The sequence below is a fragment of the Flavobacterium sp. F52 genome (assembly GCF_000278705.1).
Taxonomy (GTDB): Bacteria; Bacteroidota; Bacteroidia; order Flavobacteriales; family Flavobacteriaceae; genus Flavobacterium; species Flavobacterium anhuiense.
The window spans coordinates 1-21,341 of the sequence record NZ_AKZQ01000037.1; the positions used below are offsets into that span (position 1 = coordinate 1).

A 21,341-nucleotide genomic window follows, 5' to 3' on the forward strand; every position below is an offset into this window, starting at 1 on the left:
TGCCCTAGAACTTTTTCCTGACCAAGCGTTAGGGATGACGTACATGCTTGCTTGTCACGAAGGAATGTGGCATTTTAAACTATAACCCTATAACTGTTAAATTATAGTCAATTGTTGACGGTTAAATATTGATACTTTAGACTTTTTGGATTTGAATGAGTATTTTTGTGTTTAAATTACTTTTTAAATATGAAGAAAAATATTTTATTGTTAGCACTTCTAGCTGTAACAGGTTTAAGTGCGCAACAACGTCCAAAGTTAGTTGTGGGTATAGTTGTCGATCAAATGAAAATGGAATATTTATATCGCTTTTCAGATGATTTTTCTCCTAACGGCTTTAAAAGATTAATGAATGATGGATTTACTTTCCAGAATATGCATTACAATTATATGCCAACTTATACTGCTCCTGGACACGCTTCAATCTACACAGGTACAACTCCAGCTACACACGGAATTGTAGGTAACGAATGGTTTAGCAGAACTCTTGGAAAAGAAATGTATTGTACGGATGATGCAGGAGTTAAAACTGTAGGTGATGGCACTGCCGAAGAAGGCGCGATGTCTCCAAAGAATCTTCAAAGTACTACAATTACTGATGAAGTAAGAATGGCTACTAACTTTACTGGAAAAGTTATTGGAATGAGTCTAAAAGATCGTGGAGCCATATTGCCAGCAGGACATTTTGCGAACTGGGCATTTTGGTACAGTAAAACAGGTTCTTTTATTTCTAGTACTTTTTACGGTGAGAAACTGCCAGAATGGGTTGCTGAATTCAATAATGAAAAAAACTACTTAAAATATATTAATAAAGGATGGGATTTGTATAGACCTGCTTCGGCTTACAATGAAAGTCTTCCAGATAATAATCCATATGAAGGAAAGCTATATGGAAGTGCTGCACCTGTTTTTCCATATGATTTAAAATCTATGTATGAAAAAAATGATGCAGGTGTTATCAGAGCTACTCCTTTTGGAAATGATCTTTTAGCTGAGTTTGCAAAAAGAGCTATTGAGAAAGAAGAATTAGGTAAAGATAATATTACTGATTTTTTAACAGTTAGTTTTTCTTCTACAGATTATGTAGGTCACTTACTTGGACCGAGATCGATGGAACTTCAAGATACTTATCTAAGATTAGATCAGACAATTGCTGATTTCTTGGCTTATTTGGATAAAACAGTTGGAAAAGGGAATTACTTACTTTTCTTAACTGCTGATCATGCCGGAGCTGAAAATGTAATCTATTTGAAAGATCGTAAATATAATGTTGACAATTATCCTTCAAAAGAGGTTAAGAAAAGCTTACAGGATTTTTCAACTAAGACTTTCGGTGTAGATTTGATTCAAAATTATTCGAATTTTAATGTTTTCTTTAATAAGCAAATTGTTAAGGACAAGAAATTAGATCTTGATAAAGTTAAAGATGCTTTTAAAAAGTTTTTAATAACCCAACCGCAAGTTAAAAAGGTTTATACAGAAGAAGAAGTTTTAGCGAATGCTGGAAATGACTATGCTCTTAATTTTGTGGCAAAAGGTTATGATGTTACACAAAATGGTGATTTAGTTATTGTAGATAAGCCTGGTATGATTGAATATACTCCAACAGGTACATCTCACGGCACCATTTATAGCTATGATACACATGTTCCAGCTATTTTCTATGGTTGGCATATCAAAAAAGGTGAGTCGTATGATAAAAAAGCAATTACGGAAATTGCTCCAACAATTGCTCAAAAAATTAAAGTTACTTTCCCAAATGGAACCGAGGCAAAAGTTATGACTGAAGTTCTTGACAATAAAAAATAAAAAGATTATTATTTAGAAAAACCTGTCTTCATGACAGGTTTTTTTATGCCATAAAAAAAAGGCTTTTCAATTAAGAAAAGCCTTTTGGAATAGTGACTTAGTAAGCACTTGTTAAGTATTAACACTATGCGTTTGCTAATACTATTTCTTCGTTAAAAGGAAGATTCCAAGCTTCTGCAACTCCTTTGTAAAGAATTTTTCCATTAGCTACGTTTAATCCTTTTTTCAATTCTTCATTTTCTGCGCAAGCTTTTTCCCATCCTTTGTTTGCTAATTGTACAGCATATGGTAAAGTTGCATTTGTTAAAGCTAAAGTAGAAGTGTAAGGAACAGCTCCTGGCATATTAGCTACACAGTAGTGAACGATATCATCAATAATGAAAGTTGGGTTTTCGTGAGTTGTAGGAGTACAAGTTTCTATACATCCTCCTTGATCTACCGCTACGTCAACAACAACAGTTCCCGGACGCATTAATTTAAGCATATCACGAGTAATTAAGTGAGGTGCTTTTGCTCCTGGAATTAAAACAGCACCAACGATTAAGTCAGCATCTTTAATTGCTCTCGTAATATTGTAGTGGTTAGACATCTCTGTGTTTACGTTTGCAGGCATGATATCATCCAATTGGCGTAAACGAGGTAGGCTTAAGTCCATAATAGTAACTTGAGCACCTAAACCAGCAGCCATTTTTGCAGCTTGAGTTCCTACAATTCCTCCACCTAAAACTAATACTTTTGCAGGTGGTACACCTGGAACTCCTCCTAAAAGAATTCCTCTTCCTTTTAATGGTTTTTCAAGATATTTCGCTCCTTGTTGGATAGCCATACGACCAGCAACTTCAGACATTGGAACTAATAATGGTAAACTTCTGTCTGTCTTTTCTACAGTTTCGTAAGCTAAACAAACAGCTCCTTTTTCTAACATTGCATGTGTTAATTCTTCTGACGAAGCGAAGTGGAAGTAAGTGAATAATAATTGATCTTTTTTAATCAATGGGTATTCAGAAGCAATTGGTTCTTTTACTTTGATGATCATTTCTGCAATAGCATAAACTTCTTCAATTGTTGGTAAAATAACTGCACCAGCTTGTGCATATTCTTCATCGGCGAAACCACTTCCTAAACCAGCAGTAGATTGAACATAAACTGTATGTCCGTGTTTTTTCATTTCTGATACACCTGCAGGAGTTAAAGCAACTCTGTTTTCGTTATTTTTTATTTCTTTAGGAACACCTATTATCATTTTGTTATATTTTTTTGTTTTTATTGAAATTGTTTTACAAATCTACAGATAGAGAATAAATTATGGTTTAATGCTTAATAAATAAGAAAATATTATTTTATTTTTTACTTTTACAGTAAAATATTCTGTTTTGGGTCTGAATTTATTCTTCAAAAAGAAAAAAAGACTAAATCTAGCTAATTTTAATAAAACGTTTTCGTTATGGCTTTAGATGAAATTGACAAAAAAATCCTACGTCTTTTGCAGGAAGACGCGCACTATACTTTAAAAGACATCGCAAACAAAATAAACTTGTCTTTAACACCAGTTCATGATCGGGTGAAACGTCTTGAAAAAGATGGCATTATAGAAAAATATGTGACGCTTCTAGACAAGAAAAAACTCGGAAATAATTTGACCGTTTACTGCCAAGTTACGCTTACAAAACAGACTTACGATACATCGGAAGGATTTAACCAATCGATTTTGAATTTGCCTGAAGTAGTAGAATGTAATTACGTTTCAGGAAACTTCGATTATATGCTGAAAATTATAATTCCAGACATGGAAAGCTATCATCATTTTCACCAGAAAAAATTATCGGTTTTGCCCGAAGTCTCTTTGATTAATACTGTTTTTGTTATTTCAGAAGTGAAAAGTACGACTGTTCTTCCGATTTAATAAAAAAACCATCAGGAAATCCCGATGGTTTTTAGCAAAAAAGTTAGTTTGGTTGAATTAATAATAAGTATAACGTCTTACTTTGGCAATATATTTTGCTAAACGAATAACTTGATGGCTGTAACCATATTCGTTATCGTACCAAATGTAAAGTACGATGTTTTTTCCGTCTTTAGAAACAATAGTAGCATTGCTGTCATAAATAGATGGAGCAGAAGTACCTACTATGTCAGATGAAACCAATTCGTTATTTAAAGAATATTTTATCTGCTCTACTAATTCTCCTTCAAGAGCATATTTTTTCATGATTTTATTAATTCCTGCAATTGATGTTGCTTTTTTAACTTCTAGATTTAAAACAACAAGAGATCCATTAGGGACAGGAACACGAATCGCATTTGAGGTTAATTTGCCTTCCAATGATGGCAAAGCTTTTGCAACAGCACTTCCTGCGCCAGTTTCGGTAATTACCATATTCAAAGCAGCTGCTCTACCGCGACGATATTTTCTATGCATATTATCTACCAAATTTTGGTCGTTCGTGTATGCATGAATGGTTTCTAAATGTCCTTTTACAATTCCAAGAGATTCTTCAATCACTTTTAAAATTGGAGTGATGGCATTTGTTGTACATGATGCCGCCGAAAAAATATTTACTTCATCAGGGTTAAATTCATTATGATTTACACCATGTACAATATTCGGAACACCCTTTCCAGGAGCAGTCAGTAAAACTTTACTAGCTCCGTTTGATGTTAAATGTCTCTTTAATGCTTCTTCGGTAGTAAACGCTCCAGTGTTATCAATTACTAAAGCATCATTGATTCCATAGACAGTATAATCGATTTCTTCTGGGGAATTTGCTGTAATGATATGAACAGTTGTTCCGTTTATAATTAAGGCATTATTTTTAGAATCGGCTATTACAGATCCTTGAAAATCTCCGTGAATTGAGTCATATCGCAATAGAGAAGCTCGTTTCTCTAGGCTTGTAGCGTCATTTTTATCACGTGTTACAATTGCTCTTAATCGCAATTGATCTCCTTTTCCAGTTTTAGACATTAGCTCTCTCGCCAATAGACGTCCAATTCTTCCAAAGCCATACAAAACAATATCTTTAGGCTTAATTTCTTTTGAAGATTTTGCTTTTTTCAATTTTTCAATAACAAAATATCTTGCATCAGGATATTTCTCATCTTCTAAGCGATACTCGTAAGTTAGTTTTCCCAAATCTATTTTTGCTGGTGGAAGATCTAATGATAATACCACTTTTGCGATTTCAACCGAATCAAAAATACTGATTGGTTTACCTACGAATTCACCAGCATATTGATGAAGATTGATAATATCGCTAACGTTCTTATCCAATAACTGATTTTTGAATAAAACCATCTCGATTGATTTGTCATACCATAAATCGCTTATGACTTTGATTAATTCGACACCCGCTTTTCTTCGGTCGACTTGTAAGGATACCTCTTTTTGGTACAATGATTTGTTACTCATAATTGAAAAAATAAAATGCTCACTATTTTAAAATTTTGCGCAAAAGTATCTATTTCAATCGATTTCGTAAACTATTTTAGCATTTATTTTTGAAAATAAAAAAGCCACCTTAGATTTCTAAGATGGCATTTTTTGAAGTTTTCAGTAGCAGTCCCAGTTTGCAGTTTTAGTAACTGAAAACTGGGACCGAAAACTGTGACTTAAATTATAATTCTGAAAATTTCCCCGTTTCTGTTGATCATTTCAATTCGAACGCTTTGTCCTTCGTCTTTTTTACTTAAAAGTTTTGAAACCGTTTCAACGTTTGTTGCTTTTACATTATCAATGCTAAGAATAATATTTCCTACTAATTCATTTTGATATTGCATTAAATTCTCATTGCTGATGTTTTTAATTTTAACGCCATAATCGATTCTGAATTTTTTCTTGTCAGCAGCATCAATATTTTCTAATTCAATTCCTTTAAATTCAGCGCTGTAAAACTCATTTTTGCTTAAAGTAACAGGGACAGTTTTAGTTTTTCCGTCTTTAATGTAAGTTACTTTTACAACATCATTTGGACGTTTTGTATTGATGTAGCCAGATAAATCTGCATAAGTTGCAATATTTTGATCATCCAATTTTACAATGATATCACCTTTAGTTAGACCAGCTTTTTCTGCGCCAGAATTTTTAGAAACTCTATTAATGTAGAATCCTTGCGTTTCTGTTACTCCCAATTCTTTAGAAGCTGTTGCATTCAATTCGCCACCTTCAACACCAAGAATACCTCTTTGAACATTTCCATATTCCATAATATCCTCAATAATTTTACGAGCTATATTAGAAGGAACAGCAAAAGAATATCCAACATAAGAACCTGTCATTGAAGAAATCATGGTATTAATTCCAATTAATTCACCTCTTGCATTTACTAACGCTCCACCGCTATTACCTGGGTTTACTGCAGCATCAGTCTGAATGAAAGATTGGATTCCGCTTTGGTCTAAATTTCTAGCTTTAGCCGAAACAATTCCAGCAGTTACAGTAGAAGTCAAGTTATAAGGATTTCCAACTGCCAATACCCATTCTCCGACTTTTACGTTATCAGAATTTGCAAAAGCAGTATAAGGAAGTTTTTCATCAGCATTGATTTTCAAAAGGGCAATATCCATTTTTGAATCGGTACCTATTAACTTCGCTTTGTATGATTTTTTATTATTTAAAGTAATTTCAATTTCTGTGGCATCTTTAATTACGTGATTATTCGTAACAATGTATCCGTCTTCAGAAATAATAACACCAGAACCAGTTCCTACTTGTTCTTGTTGTTGCTGTCCGCCATATCCGTAGAAAAATTCAAGCATTGGGTTGCTAATAGTTCTTCTCGAAACATTTTTTACGTGAACAACGGTATGTACAGTTTTATCTGCGGCTTCGGTAAAATCTAGTATTTCAGCACCTAAACCAACATTTTTTCCATAAGAGTTAGGGGCAAGAGTTACAACAGAATTTCCTTTTCCAAAAAAAGAATTGTTGCTTTCAAATAATAACTTGTAAGCACCAAGAGTAATAGCACCACTTAATAATGACACTAAAAATAAGGCTGAAAATCTTTTCATATTAGAATTTGTAATTAAGTTATTAGAATTTAAGTTTCATGTTTTATTTAACGTAAAATTACTTCAAAAAATTATTTGTAAAAACGGTTTAACGCTCTTTAACAATGATTAACATTTCATTAATTAATAGTTCGTACTTTTGCATTTCTAACAACTAAAAAATGCAAATAGAATTTTATAAATATCAAGGTACTGGAAACGATTTTGTAATGATTGATAATCGTACAAATTTCTTTCCAAAAGACGATGTGAAGCTTATTGAGCGTCTGTGCGACAGACGTTTCGGAATTGGAGCAGACGGATTAATTTTACTCGAAAATGATTCTGAAACTGACTTCAGAATGGTGTATTATAACTCAGATGGAAATCAAAGTTCGATGTGTGGAAACGGCGGACGTTGCCTTGTTGCTTTTGCCAATCAATTAGGTGTAATTGATGACAAAACCACTTTTATCGCAACCGACGGATTGCATCATGCTTCTGTAAGTGCTGATTCAATTGTGTCTTTACAAATGATTGATGTAAACGAAATTCAGAAAAAAGATTCTTATACTTTCCTAAATACAGGTTCTCCGCACCATGTTCAGATTGTAGATGATTTGGAACATTATAATGTAAAAGAAAACGGAGCCGCAATTCGTTATGGTGAATTGTACGGAGAAAAAGGAAGCAATGTCAATTTTGTTAAAAAAGTAGATAGCGATACTTTTTCTTTAAGAACTTACGAAAGAGGTGTTGAAGATGAAACTCTTGCCTGCGGAACTGGAGCAACTGCAGTTGCAATTGCTATGAACGCGATCGGCGAAACTGATAAAACCTCAATAAACTTAAATGTTGAAGGAGGAGAACTAGTGGTTTCTTTTGATAAAAATAATGACGGTTACACAAACGTATTCTTAACAGGACCTGCAAAATTCGTATTCAAAGGAACAATTGAGATTTAATTTTATAAATCTCAAATTTTAAATTCCAAATTCCAATCAATCTAAAATCTACAATCTAAAATATCAAGATGATTACATTAAAAGGCGATTCGATTTATTTGCGTCCACTTGAGCCTCAAGATTTAGAGTTCATTTACTCTATAGAAAATGACGAAAATATTTGGGAAGTTAGTAATACGCAAACTCCTTACAGTCGTTTTTTGATTAAACAATATTTGGAAAATGCACATCAAGATATTTATGAAGCAAAACAGCTTCGTTTGGCTATCTGCCAAGATGAAGATTTTCCTGCTATCGGATTGATTGATTTATTTGATTTTGATCCTAGAAATAATAGGGCAGGGATTGGTATTGTTATTCAGAAAGAAGAAAATCAAAGGAAAAATATTGGTTCTGAGGCTTTAGGGCTTTTAATAAAATATTCTTTTTATAATTTAAATCTTCATCAATTGTATGCAAATATTGGTGTACAAAATGTAGCAAGTCTTGCACTTTTTACTAAATTTGGTTTTAAGAAAATCGGAATCAAAAAAGACTGGATCTTGTATCATAACCGCTATCACGATGAAGCAATTTATCAGTTAATTAATAAACAAATTTAAATTTTAAGCTTTGAGTCTAAAAAAAATAATCACGATAAGTGCCGTAGCCATCATTTCAGTTTTATTGATTTATGGTTTTATATTAATCAGTAAAATATTTAGTTCTAATACTAAATTTGAAGAAAAGGAAGTGTATGTCTATGTGCCGACAGATGCCAATTATGCTGATGTAAAAAAGATATTAGCACCTTACATAAAGAATTTTGACAACTTTGAATTGGTTGCCGAAAAAAGAGATTATCCGCAAAATGTAAAATCTGGACGTTTTTTACTGAAAAAAGATATGAATAATATAGACTTAGTAAGAGCAATGCGTTCTAATATTCCTGTTAAGTTGGTTTTCAATAATCAAGAAAGATTAGAGAATTTTGCAGGAAGAATCGGAGCAGAAATTGAAGCAGATAGTTTGTCACTTCTAAAAGCGATAAAAGATTCTACATTTTTAGCAGCAAACGGATTTAATGAAGAAAATGTTTTTGCAATGTTTATTCCAAATACTTACGAAGTTTATTGGAATACTTCAGCTGAAAAGTTCCGTGATAAAATGATAAAAGAATATCATAATTTCTGGACACCTGAAAGAATCGAGAAGGCAAAGAAACAAGGTTTAACTCCAGTACAAGCAACAATTTTAGCTTCAATTGTGCATAAAGAATCCGTTAAAAAAGACGAAAGACCACGTATTGCAGGAGTTTATTTGAATCGTTTGCGTTTAGAAATGCCTTTGCAGGCTGATCCAACCGTTATTTATGCTTTAAAATTAAGAGACAACAATTTTGATCAAGTTATTAAAAGAGTGTTTTATAACGATTTGGTAATGAGATCGCCATACAATACGTATGTGAACAAGGGACTTCCTCCTGGACCAATTGCAATGCCTGATATTACAGCATTAGAAGCAGTTTTAAATCCAGAGAAGAACGATTATATTTATTTCTGTGCAAGTGTAGATCGTTTCGGATATCACGAGTTTGCGGCGACATTGGCAGAACATAATGTAAATGCAAAAAAATATTCTGACTGGATTGCTAGTCAAGGAGTAACGAGATAATTTTTATTATCTTTTTAAATATTAAAGACCGAAGTAAAATTCTACTTCGGTTTTTTTTTTTTCAAATGCAAAAATTGGATTGAAATCGAAAATTTATGAATTTATTATTTTGAGTATTTTTTGTAATGAATTAATAAAAAAATAAACATTTTTTGATGTTCAATTTTATAAAATTCAAAAACTGGTTTTCAAGATTTGAATAAAAAATCAAATATTTTATATAAGAAAATTCCTTCTTTTTAATGAAATTTGCTTAAAATTTATATAAAATGGGATTTTTTTTTGCTTCGATTTTTGGTTTTTAAAGCTAAAAAAAGAGAACTGAAATCTCTCGGAATCCATTACTATAACTGGGATGAAAGCAGTTTACGATTTTATGTGTAAAATGCTAAATTGTTGATTTTAAGCATATTTTCAAAATAACTTATCTTTGCACCGTAGAAATTTCAAGAGGGTGACAGCGTCTTGAAGAAAAACAATTTATGATAAAGAAATGGTATTTTTATGCGAGTTTAGTCGTTATTATTACATTTTTAAGTTTGGGATTTATTCCCTCTAACCACGAAACCAAACCTTGGTTTTTAATTGAAAAAACGGATGGATCAGAATACATTTTTCCATCTAAAGAAAAAGATGATTATCCAAAAATCGCAAACGTCCCATTCACAGGAAATCGTCTAATAGGATTTAAAGAAGCAGTCGCTTTTAAAGAATCACAAGGGCAGTACAGACTTGTAAATACCCTTGGTTATATGGGTAAATATCAATTTGGTTCTAAAGCTTTGAGAGCAATCGGAATTAATGATACTAAAGCCTTTTTAAAAGATCCTGCTCTACAAGAAAAAGCTTTTATGGCTTTACTAGCCAAAAACAAATGGATTTTACGTAACGAAATCGAAAAGTACGAAGGCAAAATCGTCAGCGGTATTGAAATTACCGAATCAGGAATTTTAGCTGCAGCGCATTTAGGCGGGGCAGGTTCTGTAAAGAATTTTTTCAAAAACAAAGGAAGCAGGCATTTTAGAGATGCTTTTGGGACTTCTTTGAAAAGCTACATGAGAGATTTTGCAGGTTACGATCTTTCTTTTATAGAAGCTGATAGTAACGCAACAGTAAACGACTAAATTAAAAGAGGTTGTTTCGCAATAGGTGAAACAACCTCTTTTTCTATTTATTTTCCATATCGGTAATACTGAGTACTGAGACTGAGACTGCAAAACTCAATCTATCAAAGCTTCTAAGATTTTTATGGCCGCTTCACTTATTTTAGTTCCAGGTCCAAAAACGGCCGATGCGCCGGCATCAAACAAGAATTGATAGTCCTGAGACGGAATTACACCACCCACAATTACCATAATATCTTCTCGTCCGTGTTTTTTTAATTCTTCTATAACTTGCGGCACTAATGTTTTGTGACCAGCAGCTAGAGATGAAACTCCTAAGATATGAACGTCATTCTCAACAGCTTGTTTTGCAGCTTCTGCTGGAGTTTGAAATAATGGGCCTATATCAACATCAAAACCAACATCGGCATAACCTGTTGCGACTACTTTTGCACCACGGTCGTGACCGTCTTGTCCCATTTTAGCAATCATAATTCTAGGACGTCTTCCTTCTTGTTTGGCAAAAACATCTGCTAGTTGTTTTGCTTTTTCAAAATTCTCGTCATTTTTTATTGCTGCACTATACACTCCGCTAAAAGATTTAATTTGTGCTTTAAAACGGCCAAAAACAGTTTCCAATGCATTACTGATTTCGCCTAATGTTGCTCGGTTTCTAGCGGCTTCAATTGCATTTTCTAATAAGTTCCCTTGTCCTGTCTGCGCACAATGGATTAATTTTTCTAGTGACTTATTTACTTTTTCAGAATCTCGCGTTCGTTTTATTTCTTCAAGACGTTCAACCTGTTGTTTGCGAACCAATTGATTGTCTACATCCAAAATATCCAACGGATCTTCCTTCTCTAAACGATATTTATTCACACCGACAATAATATCTTGCCCGCTGTCAATTCTTGCTTGTTTTCTAGCTGCAGCTTCTTCAATTCGAAGTTTCGGAATTCCAGCTTCGATTGCTTTTGTCATTCCGCCGAGTTCTTCTACTTCTTCAATTAATTTCCAAGTCTTTTCTACGATGTCATTGGTTAAACTTTCAACATAGTAACTTCCAGCCCAAGGATCGACTGTTTTAGTGATTTTAGTTTCTTCTTGAAGAAATATTTGAGTATTTCTAGCAATTCTGGCAGAGAAATCTGTTGGAAGCGCGATTGCTTCGTCTAAAGCATTGGTATGAAGTGATTGTGTTCCGCCAAAAGCCGCTGCTGCCGCTTCTATACAAGTTCTAGCAACATTGTTAAACGGATCTTGCTCTGTCAAACTCCATCCGCTGGTTTGGCAATGCGTTCTTAATGCCAAAGATTTATCACTTTTTGGATTGAATTGCTGTAATAATTTTGCCCAAATCATACGCCCAGCTCTCATCTTGGCAATTTCCATAAAATGATTCATTCCGATTGCCCAAAAGAAAGATAATCTTGGAGCAAATTCATCAATCGTCATTCCTGTTGATAATCCGGTTCTGATATATTCTAAACCATCTGCCAAAGTATATGCTAGTTCAATATCAGCTGTTGCTCCAGCTTCCTGCATATGATAACCAGAAATGGAAATAGAATTGAATTTTGGCATTTTTTTGCTCGTAAATTCAAAAATATCAGCAATGATTTTCATCGAAGGAGTTGGAGGGTAGATATAAGTATTTCTAACCATAAACTCCTTTAAAATATCATTTTGGATTGTTCCCGATAATTTTTCTGGACTAACACCTTGTTCTTCAGCAGCAACTATATAAAAAGCCATAATAGGTAAAACAGCTCCATTCATAGTCATGGAAACTGACATTTCATCTAGCGGAATCTGATCGAAAAGCACTTTCATGTCTTCAACAGAATCTATTGCGACACCAGCTTTTCCGACATCGCCAACTACTCTTTCGTGATCTGAATCGTAACCGCGATGTGTTGGTAAGTCAAAAGCAATAGAAAGTCCTTTCTGTCCAGCCGCTAAATTTTTTCTGTAAAAAGCATTGCTTTCTTCTGCTGTAGAAAATCCTGCGTATTGACGAATAGTCCACGGACGTCTCACATACATCGTGGCATATGGTCCGCGTAAATTTGGTGCAAAACCGGCTCCGAAATCAAGAAAATCTAAATCTTCGATATCTTTCTCAGAATAGTTTTTTTTAATTTCAATTCCTTCAGCTGTCGTAAAGTTGTCTGCCAAGTTTCCTTGACTTTCAGCTTTCGGCTTTTGACTTTGAAGAGTAATATGTTTAAGGTCTTTTCTAATCATTGAGACACTTTTTTTGAATTTTTAATTAATTACGTTTGAGATTATTCTAATTCCAATCTTTCTTGCTCCATTTTCTCAGCCAATCTCTTTTCGATAATTGGGGTAATTAATGTTTTTCTTGGTTTGATTTTTACAAAAGGAAACAATTCTAAATCATGTTTCATTCGGTCTTCTTTGTTTGGATATTTATTTGTGCCTAAAAGGATTTCCTTTTTAGAATCGAATAATTCCTGTTCTTTATTAGCACTTTCCTGAATTTTCTTTTTGATTGTGCCATCATTTAAAAGTTTTAAGAAACCACCATTGGCTTCAATATCTTTAAATAATGCCAAACTTTTTTCTGCCAATTGCATTGTTAAACTTTCGATGTAATAACTTCCGTCAGCTGGATTGTCTACTTTGTCAAAATAACTTTCGTGTTTTAAAATTAAAAGCTGATTTCTAGCAATTCGGTCTCCAAATTCATTGTCTTTATGATATAATGCGTCGTAAGGCAAATTGGCAATCGCATTTGCACCGCCTAAAATTGCTGACATACATTCGGTTGTCGTACGCAACATATTGACATTATAATCGTAAATGGTTTTATTGCGTTTTGTTGGCGTTACCAATAAATGGCATTTTATTTTTGAATTATATTCTGAAGCAATTAAATCAAAAAGCATTCGAAGTGCACGAAGCTTTGCAATTTCGAAGAAATAATTTGTTCCAACAGAAACTTGAAAAACAATAGACTTTGCGGTTCCAGCAAAACGATTTAAATATTCGTTTGCATGCGCTAAACTATAAGCGATTTGCTGAGTGATGTTAGCGCCAGAATTTTGGTACAATCCCAAATCTACACTGAGAAGATTTAAATTGGTTGTATTTTTTAAAAGCAAATCTAAAGTTTCAAAATTATTTTTTTCAGAAGTCGTAAACCAATTTCCTTCTCGTGCCAATTGTCCGATTGGATCAAAATTGCAATAAAAATTAGCTTTTTTCTGAATTGAAATCGTATCTAATTTTTTAACGAAATCGATTGAGATGTAACTGAAATTAAAGTAGACGTTTTTGTTTTCTAAAGGAAGATTCTCTAGTAATTTTTGAACATCAATTTTATCATTTTCGATTGTAAAACGAAGGCTTTCTGCACCTCTTTCTAAGGTGTTTAAAGCGCGCTCGATAGATTTTTCAACATCGAAAACAAAGATATTTTGGCAGATTTTAAAATCCGAGGCTTGAGTGTTTACATTTGCGGCTTTTGTGAACTCATCGCTATGATAAAAAGGTTTTACCTGAATATCTTCTGGAGAATTCCAAATAACAGTTTGATTGTAATCGGCTCCATCCAATTCAAACTGAATTTTTTGTTTCCATTGTTTGGATGAAATCGGATTAAAATCGTCGAATAGGTTAGTGGCCATTGTAGTTTTTTTGATTATTCTTTTTCTTGAATCGTGTCTCCTTCAAATTGTATGATATAAATATCTTCGCTGTCCTTTTTCATAAAATACTTTTCGCGAGCGTATTTCTCAATTTGTTCTGGATTTTTGAGCAGCTTAATTTGCTCCTGATCTTTTTTGATTTCTTCCTGATAATACTTTTTATTATCCTCGAGCTCATGTATTTGTTCATCTAAGAAACGATGATCAAAATAGGAGTAGTTGTCTAAAAATAACATCCAAACTATAAAAAATAGTAAAACCCAAACATATTTGTTTCCAAGGTATTTGAACCATTTTTTGTCTTTATATGGATTCTTGAATTTCATATAAGATAATTTCTTTTGAATTGTTTTTTTTAGACCTGTTAGAGAGCAAACCCGACCTTCGCTGGGCTGCAGATAATTTTATGGTTTAAATTTACGATAAAAATTATGAAATTCTCTGATTAATTACGGCACGAACGACATCAATTGCTACCGTATTGTATTTGTCATTCGGGATGATAATGTCTGCAAAAGCCTTAGAAGGTTCGATAAATTGCTCATGCATAGGCTTTAAAGTCGTTTGATAACGGTTTAAAACTTCATCAATATCGCGTCCGCGTTCTGAAATATCTCTTTTTAAACGACGAATTAATCTTTCGTCAGAATCTGCGTGAACAAAGATTTTAATGTCGAACATGTCACGCAATTCCGGATTTGTCAAAATCAAAATTCCTTCAACAATCATCACTTTTCTTGGATGAGTCGAAACGGTATCGTCTGTTCTGTTGTGTTGAATAAAAGAATAAACCGGCTGATCGATTGTTTCTCCTGCTTTTAAAGCTTTTAGATGTTTTACCAATAATTCAAAATCGATCGCACGTGGGTGGTCAAAATTAATTAATGCTCTTTCGTCAAAGGATAAATTATCGGTTTGTTTGTAGTACGAATCCTGAGAAATCACCCCAACTTCTGTGTCTGGTAATTCATTCATAATTTGGTGTACTACTGTAGTTTTTCCACTTCCTGTTCCTCCTGCAAGTCCGATAATGAGCATAAAATTTTTGTTTGATATTTGTTTGGCAAAAATAATAATTTAACTGAATCGTTAAACATTTAAAATAATTTAACCATATAAGTAACATAAGTAAATTTAAGTAAACAGATATTTAAACAAAATGCTTCTTAGCTGAACTTATATTACTTATATGGTGAAAAACATAAAAAAATCCCGAAAGTAAACCTTCGGGATTTCGTGCAATCAGTATAGTTTAAAAAAATATTCTGAATTTAGTAAGCACTTGTATTTATTTATTCTTTTTTGCTTTAATCATCATTTCAAGCTGATCCCAAAGTTCTTCTGGAATTGCCTCTAATAAGTTGAATTGTCCGGCACCTTTTAACCATTCGCCACCATCAATTGTGATTACGTCTCCATTTATGTATGAAGAGAAATCTGAAACTAGGTAAGCAGCTAAATTTGCTAATTCTTGGTGATCTCCAACTCTTTTTAATGGCACTTTTTTAGCCATGTCAAATTTCTCTGAAAGATCTCCAGGCAATAATCTGTCCCAAGCACCTTTTGTAGGGAATGGTCCAGGAGCAATTGCGTTAGAACGAATTCCGTATTTTGCCCACTCTACAGCAAGACTTCTTGTCATTGCTAAAACTCCCGCTTTTGCAGTAGCACTAGGAACCACATAAGCAGATCCTGTCCAAGCGTAAGTAGTTACTATATTTAAAATCGTTGCCGAAGTTTGTTTAGTGTCAATCCAGTGTTTTCCAAAAGCTAACGTACAGTTTTTAGAACCTTTTAGTACGATATCTATGACAGTATCAAAAGCATTTGCAGATAATCTTTCGGTTGGCGAAATGAAGTTTCCTGCCGCATTATTTAAAAGAACATCTACTTTTCCGAAAACCTTTAAAGTTTCCTGAAGCATGTTTTCGACTTCTTCGTAATGGCGAACATCACATTGAAGAGGAAGGCATTTGCCTCCAGTTTGGCTTTCCAGTTCGGCAGCTGTGGTTTTTAACTTCTCTAAATCTCTAGAAGTTATCGCTACTTGAGCTCCTAATTCGAGAAAATATTTGGTCATAGCTTTGCCTAAACCGCTTCCGCCGCCTGTAACGACAATGACTTTGCCTTTTAAAGCATCATCACGCAACATTTTATCTGTGTAGCTCATATTTTTTCTTTTTTTTACAATATTAGTTAAATAAAATAGGATGCACGCATAACAATGTTATAAAATTTTGAAAAATTTTATATATCGCATAATTTTTTTGCTGCAGATTCAAGTGTGAAGTCGTCTTTGGCAAAGCAAAAACGAATTAATTTTTGATCCTTATGATCTGAATAAAAGGTCGAAATAGGAATTGCAGCCACTCCATGATCGATAATTAGATTTTTACAGAAAGTAACATCATTTTCATCTGAAATGTTAGCATAGGAAGCAACCTGAAAATAAGTTCCTTCGCAAGGCTTTAGCTCGAAACGGCTATTTTGAAGCAGTTTTTGAAAATAATCTCGTTTTTCCTGATAGAATTTTCCAAGAAGATTGACATCAACAACATCTAAATATTCGCTAATGGCAAACTGAGAAATACTATTCACGCTGAAAACCAAAAACTGATGCACTTTTTTGATTTCTTTCATTAAATGTTCAGGAGCAATGGTGTAGCCAATTTTCCAACCCGTTATATGAAATGATTTTCCAAAAGAAGAAACCATGACGCAACGGTCTAAAAGAAAATCTTTTGTATGTGCCGAAATATGTTTTTCTTCGAAAGTTATGTATTCATAAACTTCATCTGATAAAACTATAATATCAGGATATTTTTCAAGAAGAGTTTTTAATTGAACAAAATCATTTTCGGTTAAAATTTTTCCAGTCGGATTATGCGGGTTATTGATAATCATCATTCTGGTTTTGGCAGAACAAGCTTTTTCAATTCTATCCCAATTTGGAGTATAATCGTCATTCAGTGCTACTCGAAGTGGTTTCGCTTTGCAAAGTAAAACAGGAGATTCATAAGAATCATAACTCGGATCGAGAATAATTACTTCATCATTTTCTTTTACTAAAGCTAAAATTGTGGTGAAAATTCCTTGTGTTGCTCCAGCTGTAACCAAAAGTTCTGTATCTGGATTTATTGTTCTTTTATAAGAATCCTGAGTTAATTTCGCAATTTTGTTCATCAACAGCGGATAACCTGCCATAGGTGTATATTGATGCACATTTTCTTTTGCTAATCTTGAAACAATATCGGTCAATCTCTGATCAACAGGAAAATTTGGAAATCCTTGAGAAAGATTGATTGCATTATATTCAGCTGCCATTTTTGACATTACCGTAAAAATGCTTGTGGTTACGTTTGGAAGTTTGCTCATAGTGAAGTTTGATTAGGGGAAAGAGAAGGTGAATTTAATCTACTACTATAGGCATGGCGTATAAAACTCTAACGACCTTCTCATTTTGTTTTCCAGGATTCCATTTAGGAGATAATTTTAAAACCCGAATAGCTTCTTCTTTAGTTCCAAATCCTAAATCTCGAATAGTTTTTATGTCACTTAGCGATCCATCTTTTTCAATTATAAAAGAGGCATATACTTTACCTTTTAAATCTTTTTTTGGATTTTTATAATTATCTTTTAAAAAACGGTCTAATGCTTCTTGACCTCCTGGAAATTCAGGTCTAACTTCTATGCCTGCAACATTATATATGTCTGTAGCCTCTTCAACTACGGTATGTACTGGTATATATGGTATAGATTCAGAGTTTTTGTTTTTTGTTTCTTTTTGAGAATAAACACTTTGAATAAAACATATTAAAATCAGAATTAGAAATTTTTTCATAAGGTGGTTTTAGAGTTAGTTTACATTTTATGAATAATAAAAATAGCAGGACGCTTATCAATGTCGATTTTTAATTTTTTCCAATCAGCAACTTTCAATGTTTTGATGAATTCTGTTGGCAAAGTAATATCCGCTGCAATACAAAGATGTGTCGCAGGACTTAAAATCTGTAAAAGATCTTCAATCAGTTTATTATTTCTGTATGGAGTTTCAATGAATAATTGCGATTGGTTTTTGTCATAAGACAATTTCTCAAAATGACGAATTGCTGATTTTTTCTCGTCTTTATCAATTGGCAGGTATCCGTTGAAAGTAAAGCTCTGGCCATTCATTCCAGAAGCCATCATTGCCAATAGGATAGAAGATGGTCCGACCAAAGGCACAACCTGAATCCCTTTTTCATGAGCCAGTTTTACAATTGCAGCACCTGGATCTGCAACGCCAGGACAGCCAGCTTCGCTCATTAATCCCATATTTGTTCCTTCCAGCAAAGGTTTGATGAAATCATTGTGTTCGCTAGTTTCTGTTCTTTTGTTCAAAGTAAAAAGAACCAATTCAGATTGTTTTTTTTCTGGATAAACGGCTTTTATAGATTTTCTAGCAGTTTTATCATTTTCAACAATATAGTGGTCGATAACTTCTATCGTTCTTCTAACAGTCTGAGGTAAAACATCCATCGGATCGCTTTCGCCCATTGTAGTTGGAATTAGATATAATTTTCCGAAAGATTTCATGTGCTTTTGTTTAAAATTAAAAAATTCAATTATCTCTTTTTTAGAAACAATTGAATTAGATTAGGAGTGTTTTTTAAGAAGTTGGTCTGCAATTAAATCAGTCACTTCGTCCAGCATTTTGTAAACGTTTTCAAAACCATTGGCAGAACCATAGTACGGATCAGGAACGTCTACATTTTCGTCTGGAAATAAATCGTTTAAAATCAAACGGACTTTGTTTTTGCGTTCTGGAGTTTTGGCTAAATGAATAACATCGCGAAAATTCGAATTGTCCATTACATAGATATAATCAAACTCATCAAAATCAGAGGCTTTTATTTGTCTTCCTTTTTGTGCGCTGATATTGATTCCGTATTTTTTGGCAACTTCAATAGAGCGTTTGTCAGGGCAATGTCCAACATGCCAAGAACCTATTCCGGCAGAATCAACTAAAAATTTATCTTGAGGTAATTTAGAGGCTAAAATTCCTTCTGCTAAAGGTGATCTGCAGATATTCCCTAAACAAACCATTAAGATTTTTACAGGCATGGCGCGTATTATAGCGTTAGTTTTTTATTGATGTCTTCAACAAACTTTTTGAATTGTTTGTCTGTAGAAACTAAGTTGTCGACTGTTTTACAAGCGTGAAGAACAGTTGCGTGATCGCGATCTCCAATTTGCGAACCAATATTAGCCAAAGAAGCTTTAGTGAATTTTTTAGCGAAGAACATGGCTAATTGTCTTGCTTGCACAACATGCCTCTTTCTAGTTTTAGATTGAAGTGTTTCAATGTCTAATTGGAAATAGTCTGAAACAATTTTTTGGATATAATCGATAGAGATTTCTCTCTTTACGTTTTTAACAAATTTCTCTACAACACTTTTCGCCAGTTCAATTGTAACTTCTTTTTTGTTGAAAGAAGATTGAGCGATCAATGAAATAATAGCTCCTTCAAGTTCTCTTACGTTTGTTTTGATGTTGCGGGCAACGTATTCTAAAATATCTTCTGGCATTTCTACACCATCGCGGTATAAAATGTTTTTTAAGATTGAAATACGCGTTTCGTAATCTGGCTGATGCAATTCTGCAGACAGTCCCCATTTAAAACGAGATAATAATCTTTGCTCGATATCCTGCATATCAACAGGAGCTTTATCAGAAGTTAAGATTACTTGTTTTCCGTTTTGGTGCAAATAGTTGAAAATATGGAAGAATACATCTTGTGTCCCAGATTTTCCAGATAAGAATTGAACATCGTCAATAATCAAAACATCAATTAATTGGTAAAAGTGAATGAAATCATTACGATTATTCTTTTTTACAGAATCAATGTATTGCTGTGTGAAAATCTCAGCAGAAATATATAAAACCGTTTTTTCTGGATATTTATCTTTTACTTCTACACCTATAGCATGCGCTAAGTGTGTTTTTCCTAAACCAACCCCTCCAAAAATCAATAATGGGTTAAATGAAGTTCCTCCTGGTTTGTTGGCAACTGCCATACCAGCAGAACGAGCCAATCTATTTGAATCTCCTTCTAAGAAATTGTCAAAACTGTAGTTCGGATTTAACTGAGACTCAATTTTTAAATTTCTGATTCCAGGAATTACAAAAGGATTTTTAAGCTCAGGATTTAAGTTTTTAAACGGAGCATCAACCTCTTGCGGTTTCATTGGCACTCTATTGGCACTTGGCAGCTGCTCGGTAAACGGCTGTTTATTGCCATAAGTGTTCTCCATTTTAATTTTATAGAGTAACTTTGCGTTTTTTCCCAGTTCTTTGGTAAGCGCAACTTTCAATAATTTTACGTAATGCTCTTCGAGCCATTCGTAGAAAAATTTACTTGGAACCTGAATGTATAATGCGTTATCGGTTAGCTCAACTGATTTGATTGGTTCGAACCAAGTTTTATATGCTTGGTCTTGAATATTATCCTTTATAAAGGACAAACAGTTTTCCCATACCGATTGAGCAGTTTTAGTCATAGATTCAGATAAATTTTTATTATTGTTATAAAGATTCTCCTAATAAAAATGGAGCAATTTTATTCCGTATTTCGGGATAACAAATATGTGAACAAATTTCTGTAAAAAAAAATATTTTGGTATCTAATTTTATAAAAAAAAGTTGTAAAGAGCCTTTTCAAATTCGAATTTTTTTAATATTTTATAAATGAAAAATCATCAGACTCAAGTACGAGTTCGTTACTCAGAAACTGACCAAATGGGAGTCGTTTATCACGGAAATTATGTGCCTTATTTTGAGATAGGACGCGTGGAATGGCTTAGAAATAAAGGGGTTTCGTATAAAAGCATGGAAGAAAGCGGAATTGGTCTTCCAATTGTCAACATGAATATCAACTATAAAAAATCGGCGCGATACGATGAACTTTTGACAATTCACACTACATTCAAAAGTCACTCCTCTGTGAAGATCGAATTTGACTGCGCAATCTATAATGAGGCAAATGAGTTATTAACAACTGCGACGTTTATTTTAGTATTTGTTGCGTTAAAAACAGGTCGTCCGACAGCTCCTCCAGAATACATTTTAGACATATTTAAATCACTTGATGAAAAGTGTTAAAACTGCCT

Annotated in this window: 20 protein-coding genes; 7 read left to right on the forward strand and 13 right to left on the reverse strand. The window is 33.4% G+C overall.

Annotated features, from left to right (window positions below; translation table 11 throughout):
- Positions 1–189 precede the first annotated feature (189 nt).
- On the forward strand, positions 190–1,809 hold the full coding sequence (gene pafA / locus FF52_RS18510; protein ID WP_008467946.1) for an alkaline phosphatase PafA: 1,620 nt from the start codon (positions 190–192) through the stop codon (positions 1,807–1,809).
- Positions 1,810–1,933: 124 nt separating this feature from the next.
- On the opposite strand, the gene ald is transcribed toward pafA, so the two are convergent.
- On the reverse strand, positions 1,934–3,052 hold the full coding sequence (gene ald, locus FF52_RS18515) for an alanine dehydrogenase (RefSeq protein ID WP_008467947.1): 1,119 nt from the start codon (positions 3,050–3,052) through the stop codon (positions 1,934–1,936).
- A 201-nt stretch (positions 3,053–3,253) separates the two neighbouring features.
- Between ald and FF52_RS18520 the strand changes: the two genes are divergently transcribed.
- Positions 3,254–3,712, forward strand: a complete 459-nt coding sequence (locus tag FF52_RS18520) for an Lrp/AsnC family transcriptional regulator (RefSeq protein ID WP_008467950.1) — start codon at positions 3,254–3,256, stop codon at positions 3,710–3,712.
- Positions 3,713–3,769: 57 nt separating this feature from the next.
- Here FF52_RS18520 and FF52_RS18525 read toward each other — a convergent pair whose 3' ends face one another.
- Both FF52_RS18525 and FF52_RS18530 read right to left on the reverse strand, forming a co-directional pair.
- A complete protein-coding gene (locus tag FF52_RS18525) occupies positions 3,770–5,218 on the reverse strand; it encodes a glyceraldehyde-3-phosphate dehydrogenase (RefSeq protein WP_008467951.1) in 1,449 nt (482 codons plus the stop codon).
- A 200-nt stretch (positions 5,219–5,418) separates the two neighbouring features.
- Positions 5,419–6,819, reverse strand: a complete 1,401-nt coding sequence (locus FF52_RS18530) for a trypsin-like peptidase domain-containing protein (RefSeq protein WP_008467953.1) — start codon at positions 6,817–6,819, stop codon at positions 5,419–5,421.
- Between the two features lie 161 nt (positions 6,820–6,980).
- Here FF52_RS18530 and dapF point away from each other — a divergent pair, with 161 nt between their 5' ends.
- The 4 genes from dapF (at position 6,981) to FF52_RS18550 (ending at position 10,540) form a co-directional block, all read left to right on the forward strand.
- Positions 6,981–7,763, forward strand: a complete 783-nt coding sequence (gene dapF, locus FF52_RS18535; RefSeq protein WP_008467954.1) for a diaminopimelate epimerase — start codon at positions 6,981–6,983, stop codon at positions 7,761–7,763.
- A gap of 68 nt (positions 7,764–7,831) precedes the next feature.
- A complete protein-coding gene (locus FF52_RS18540) occupies positions 7,832–8,365 on the forward strand; it encodes a GNAT family N-acetyltransferase (RefSeq protein ID WP_008467956.1) in 534 nt (177 codons plus the stop codon).
- Positions 8,366–8,375: 10 nt separating this feature from the next.
- A complete protein-coding gene (mltG, locus tag FF52_RS18545; protein WP_008467958.1) occupies positions 8,376–9,416 on the forward strand; it encodes an endolytic transglycosylase MltG in 1,041 nt (346 codons plus the stop codon).
- Positions 9,417–9,898: 482 nt separating this feature from the next.
- Positions 9,899–10,540 carry a hypothetical protein gene (locus tag FF52_RS18550; RefSeq protein WP_008467959.1) on the forward strand — a complete coding sequence of 214 codons (642 nt, stop codon included), beginning with the start codon at positions 9,899–9,901 and terminating at the stop codon, positions 10,538–10,540.
- Positions 10,541–10,636: 96 nt separating this feature from the next.
- Here FF52_RS18550 and scpA read toward each other — a convergent pair whose 3' ends face one another.
- The 10 genes from scpA to dnaA all read right to left on the reverse strand — a co-directional run bounded on the left by scpA (position 10,637) and on the right by dnaA (position 20,732).
- The gene (scpA, locus tag FF52_RS18555) at positions 10,637–12,766 is read right to left on the reverse strand and encodes a methylmalonyl-CoA mutase (RefSeq protein ID WP_008467961.1); all 2,130 of its coding nucleotides are present in this window, start codon (positions 12,764–12,766) and stop codon (positions 10,637–10,639) included.
- Between the two features lie 41 nt (positions 12,767–12,807).
- The gene (locus FF52_RS18560) at positions 12,808–14,172 is read right to left on the reverse strand and encodes a methylmalonyl-CoA mutase subunit beta (protein WP_008467962.1); all 1,365 of its coding nucleotides are present in this window, start codon (positions 14,170–14,172) and stop codon (positions 12,808–12,810) included.
- 14 nt (positions 14,173–14,186) lie between these two features.
- Complete coding sequence (locus FF52_RS18565) at positions 14,187–14,519, reverse strand: FtsB family cell division protein (protein WP_008467965.1); 333 nt, start codon at positions 14,517–14,519, stop codon at positions 14,187–14,189.
- A 103-nt stretch (positions 14,520–14,622) separates the two neighbouring features.
- Positions 14,623–15,231 (reverse strand): uridine kinase, encoded by a 609-nt coding sequence (gene udk, locus FF52_RS18570; protein WP_008467967.1) that lies wholly within the window; start codon positions 15,229–15,231, stop codon positions 14,623–14,625.
- A 250-nt stretch (positions 15,232–15,481) separates the two neighbouring features.
- Positions 15,482–16,363: an SDR family oxidoreductase gene (locus FF52_RS18575; RefSeq protein ID WP_008467969.1), complete on the reverse strand. Its 882-nt coding sequence runs from the start codon at positions 16,361–16,363 to the stop codon at positions 15,482–15,484.
- Between the two features lie 77 nt (positions 16,364–16,440).
- Positions 16,441–17,568, reverse strand: coding sequence for a methionine aminotransferase (locus FF52_RS18580; RefSeq protein ID WP_008467971.1), 1,128 nt, complete (start codon positions 17,566–17,568; stop codon positions 16,441–16,443).
- A 34-nt stretch (positions 17,569–17,602) separates the two neighbouring features.
- Positions 17,603–18,034 (reverse strand): energy transducer TonB, encoded by a 432-nt coding sequence (locus FF52_RS18585; RefSeq protein ID WP_008467972.1) that lies wholly within the window; start codon positions 18,032–18,034, stop codon positions 17,603–17,605.
- 20 nt (positions 18,035–18,054) lie between these two features.
- Positions 18,055–18,768: an SAM-dependent methyltransferase gene (locus tag FF52_RS18590; protein WP_008467974.1), complete on the reverse strand. Its 714-nt coding sequence runs from the start codon at positions 18,766–18,768 to the stop codon at positions 18,055–18,057.
- Between the two features lie 60 nt (positions 18,769–18,828).
- Positions 18,829–19,296 (reverse strand): low molecular weight protein-tyrosine-phosphatase, encoded by a 468-nt coding sequence (locus FF52_RS18595; RefSeq protein ID WP_008467976.1) that lies wholly within the window; start codon positions 19,294–19,296, stop codon positions 18,829–18,831.
- Between the two features lie 8 nt (positions 19,297–19,304).
- Positions 19,305–20,732 carry a chromosomal replication initiator protein DnaA gene (gene dnaA, locus FF52_RS18600; protein WP_008467978.1) on the reverse strand — a complete coding sequence of 476 codons (1,428 nt, stop codon included), beginning with the start codon at positions 20,730–20,732 and terminating at the stop codon, positions 19,305–19,307.
- Positions 20,733–20,919: 187 nt separating this feature from the next.
- On the opposite strand from dnaA, the gene FF52_RS18605 reads away from it, so the two are divergent.
- Complete coding sequence (locus FF52_RS18605; RefSeq protein WP_008467980.1) at positions 20,920–21,333, forward strand: acyl-CoA thioesterase; 414 nt, start codon at positions 20,920–20,922, stop codon at positions 21,331–21,333.
- Positions 21,334–21,341 lie beyond the last annotated feature (8 nt).

What these genes read in the sequence shown, in the direction of transcription:
- FF52_RS18560 (WP_008467962.1), bottom strand. Translation starts at nt 14,172, where the DNA reads ATGGCCACTAACCTATTCGACGATTTTAATCCGATTTCATCCAAACAA.
- pafA (WP_008467946.1), top strand. Translation starts at nt 190, where the DNA reads ATGAAGAAAAATATTTTATTGTTAGCACTTCTAGCTGTAACAGGTTTA.
- FF52_RS18605 (WP_008467980.1), top strand. Translation starts at nt 20,920, where the DNA reads ATGAAAAATCATCAGACTCAAGTACGAGTTCGTTACTCAGAAACTGAC.
- dapF (WP_008467954.1), top strand. Translation starts at nt 6,981, where the DNA reads ATGCAAATAGAATTTTATAAATATCAAGGTACTGGAAACGATTTTGTA.
- FF52_RS18575 (WP_008467969.1), bottom strand. Translation starts at nt 16,363, where the DNA reads ATGAGCTACACAGATAAAATGTTGCGTGATGATGCTTTAAAAGGCAAA.
- ald (WP_008467947.1), bottom strand. Translation starts at nt 3,052, where the DNA reads ATGATAATAGGTGTTCCTAAAGAAATAAAAAATAACGAAAACAGAGTT.
- scpA (WP_008467961.1), bottom strand. Translation starts at nt 12,766, where the DNA reads ATGATTAGAAAAGACCTTAAACATATTACTCTTCAAAGTCAAAAGCCG.
- FF52_RS18580 (WP_008467971.1), bottom strand. Translation starts at nt 17,568, where the DNA reads ATGAGCAAACTTCCAAACGTAACCACAAGCATTTTTACGGTAATGTCA.
- FF52_RS18595 (WP_008467976.1), bottom strand. Translation starts at nt 19,296, where the DNA reads ATGCCTGTAAAAATCTTAATGGTTTGTTTAGGGAATATCTGCAGATCA.
- FF52_RS18590 (WP_008467974.1), bottom strand. Translation starts at nt 18,768, where the DNA reads ATGAAATCTTTCGGAAAATTATATCTAATTCCAACTACAATGGGCGAA.
- FF52_RS18530 (WP_008467953.1), bottom strand. Translation starts at nt 6,819, where the DNA reads ATGAAAAGATTTTCAGCCTTATTTTTAGTGTCATTATTAAGTGGTGCT.
- FF52_RS18585 (WP_008467972.1), bottom strand. Translation starts at nt 18,034, where the DNA reads ATGAAAAAATTTCTAATTCTGATTTTAATATGTTTTATTCAAAGTGTT.
- FF52_RS18525 (WP_008467951.1), bottom strand. Translation starts at nt 5,218, where the DNA reads ATGAGTAACAAATCATTGTACCAAAAAGAGGTATCCTTACAAGTCGAC.
- FF52_RS18540 (WP_008467956.1), top strand. Translation starts at nt 7,832, where the DNA reads ATGATTACATTAAAAGGCGATTCGATTTATTTGCGTCCACTTGAGCCT.
- FF52_RS18550 (WP_008467959.1), top strand. Translation starts at nt 9,899, where the DNA reads ATGATAAAGAAATGGTATTTTTATGCGAGTTTAGTCGTTATTATTACA.
- FF52_RS18565 (WP_008467965.1), bottom strand. Translation starts at nt 14,519, where the DNA reads ATGAAATTCAAGAATCCATATAAAGACAAAAAATGGTTCAAATACCTT.
- udk (WP_008467967.1), bottom strand. Translation starts at nt 15,231, where the DNA reads ATGCTCATTATCGGACTTGCAGGAGGAACAGGAAGTGGAAAAACTACA.
- FF52_RS18520 (WP_008467950.1), top strand. Translation starts at nt 3,254, where the DNA reads ATGGCTTTAGATGAAATTGACAAAAAAATCCTACGTCTTTTGCAGGAA.
- dnaA (WP_008467978.1), bottom strand. Translation starts at nt 20,732, where the DNA reads ATGACTAAAACTGCTCAATCGGTATGGGAAAACTGTTTGTCCTTTATA.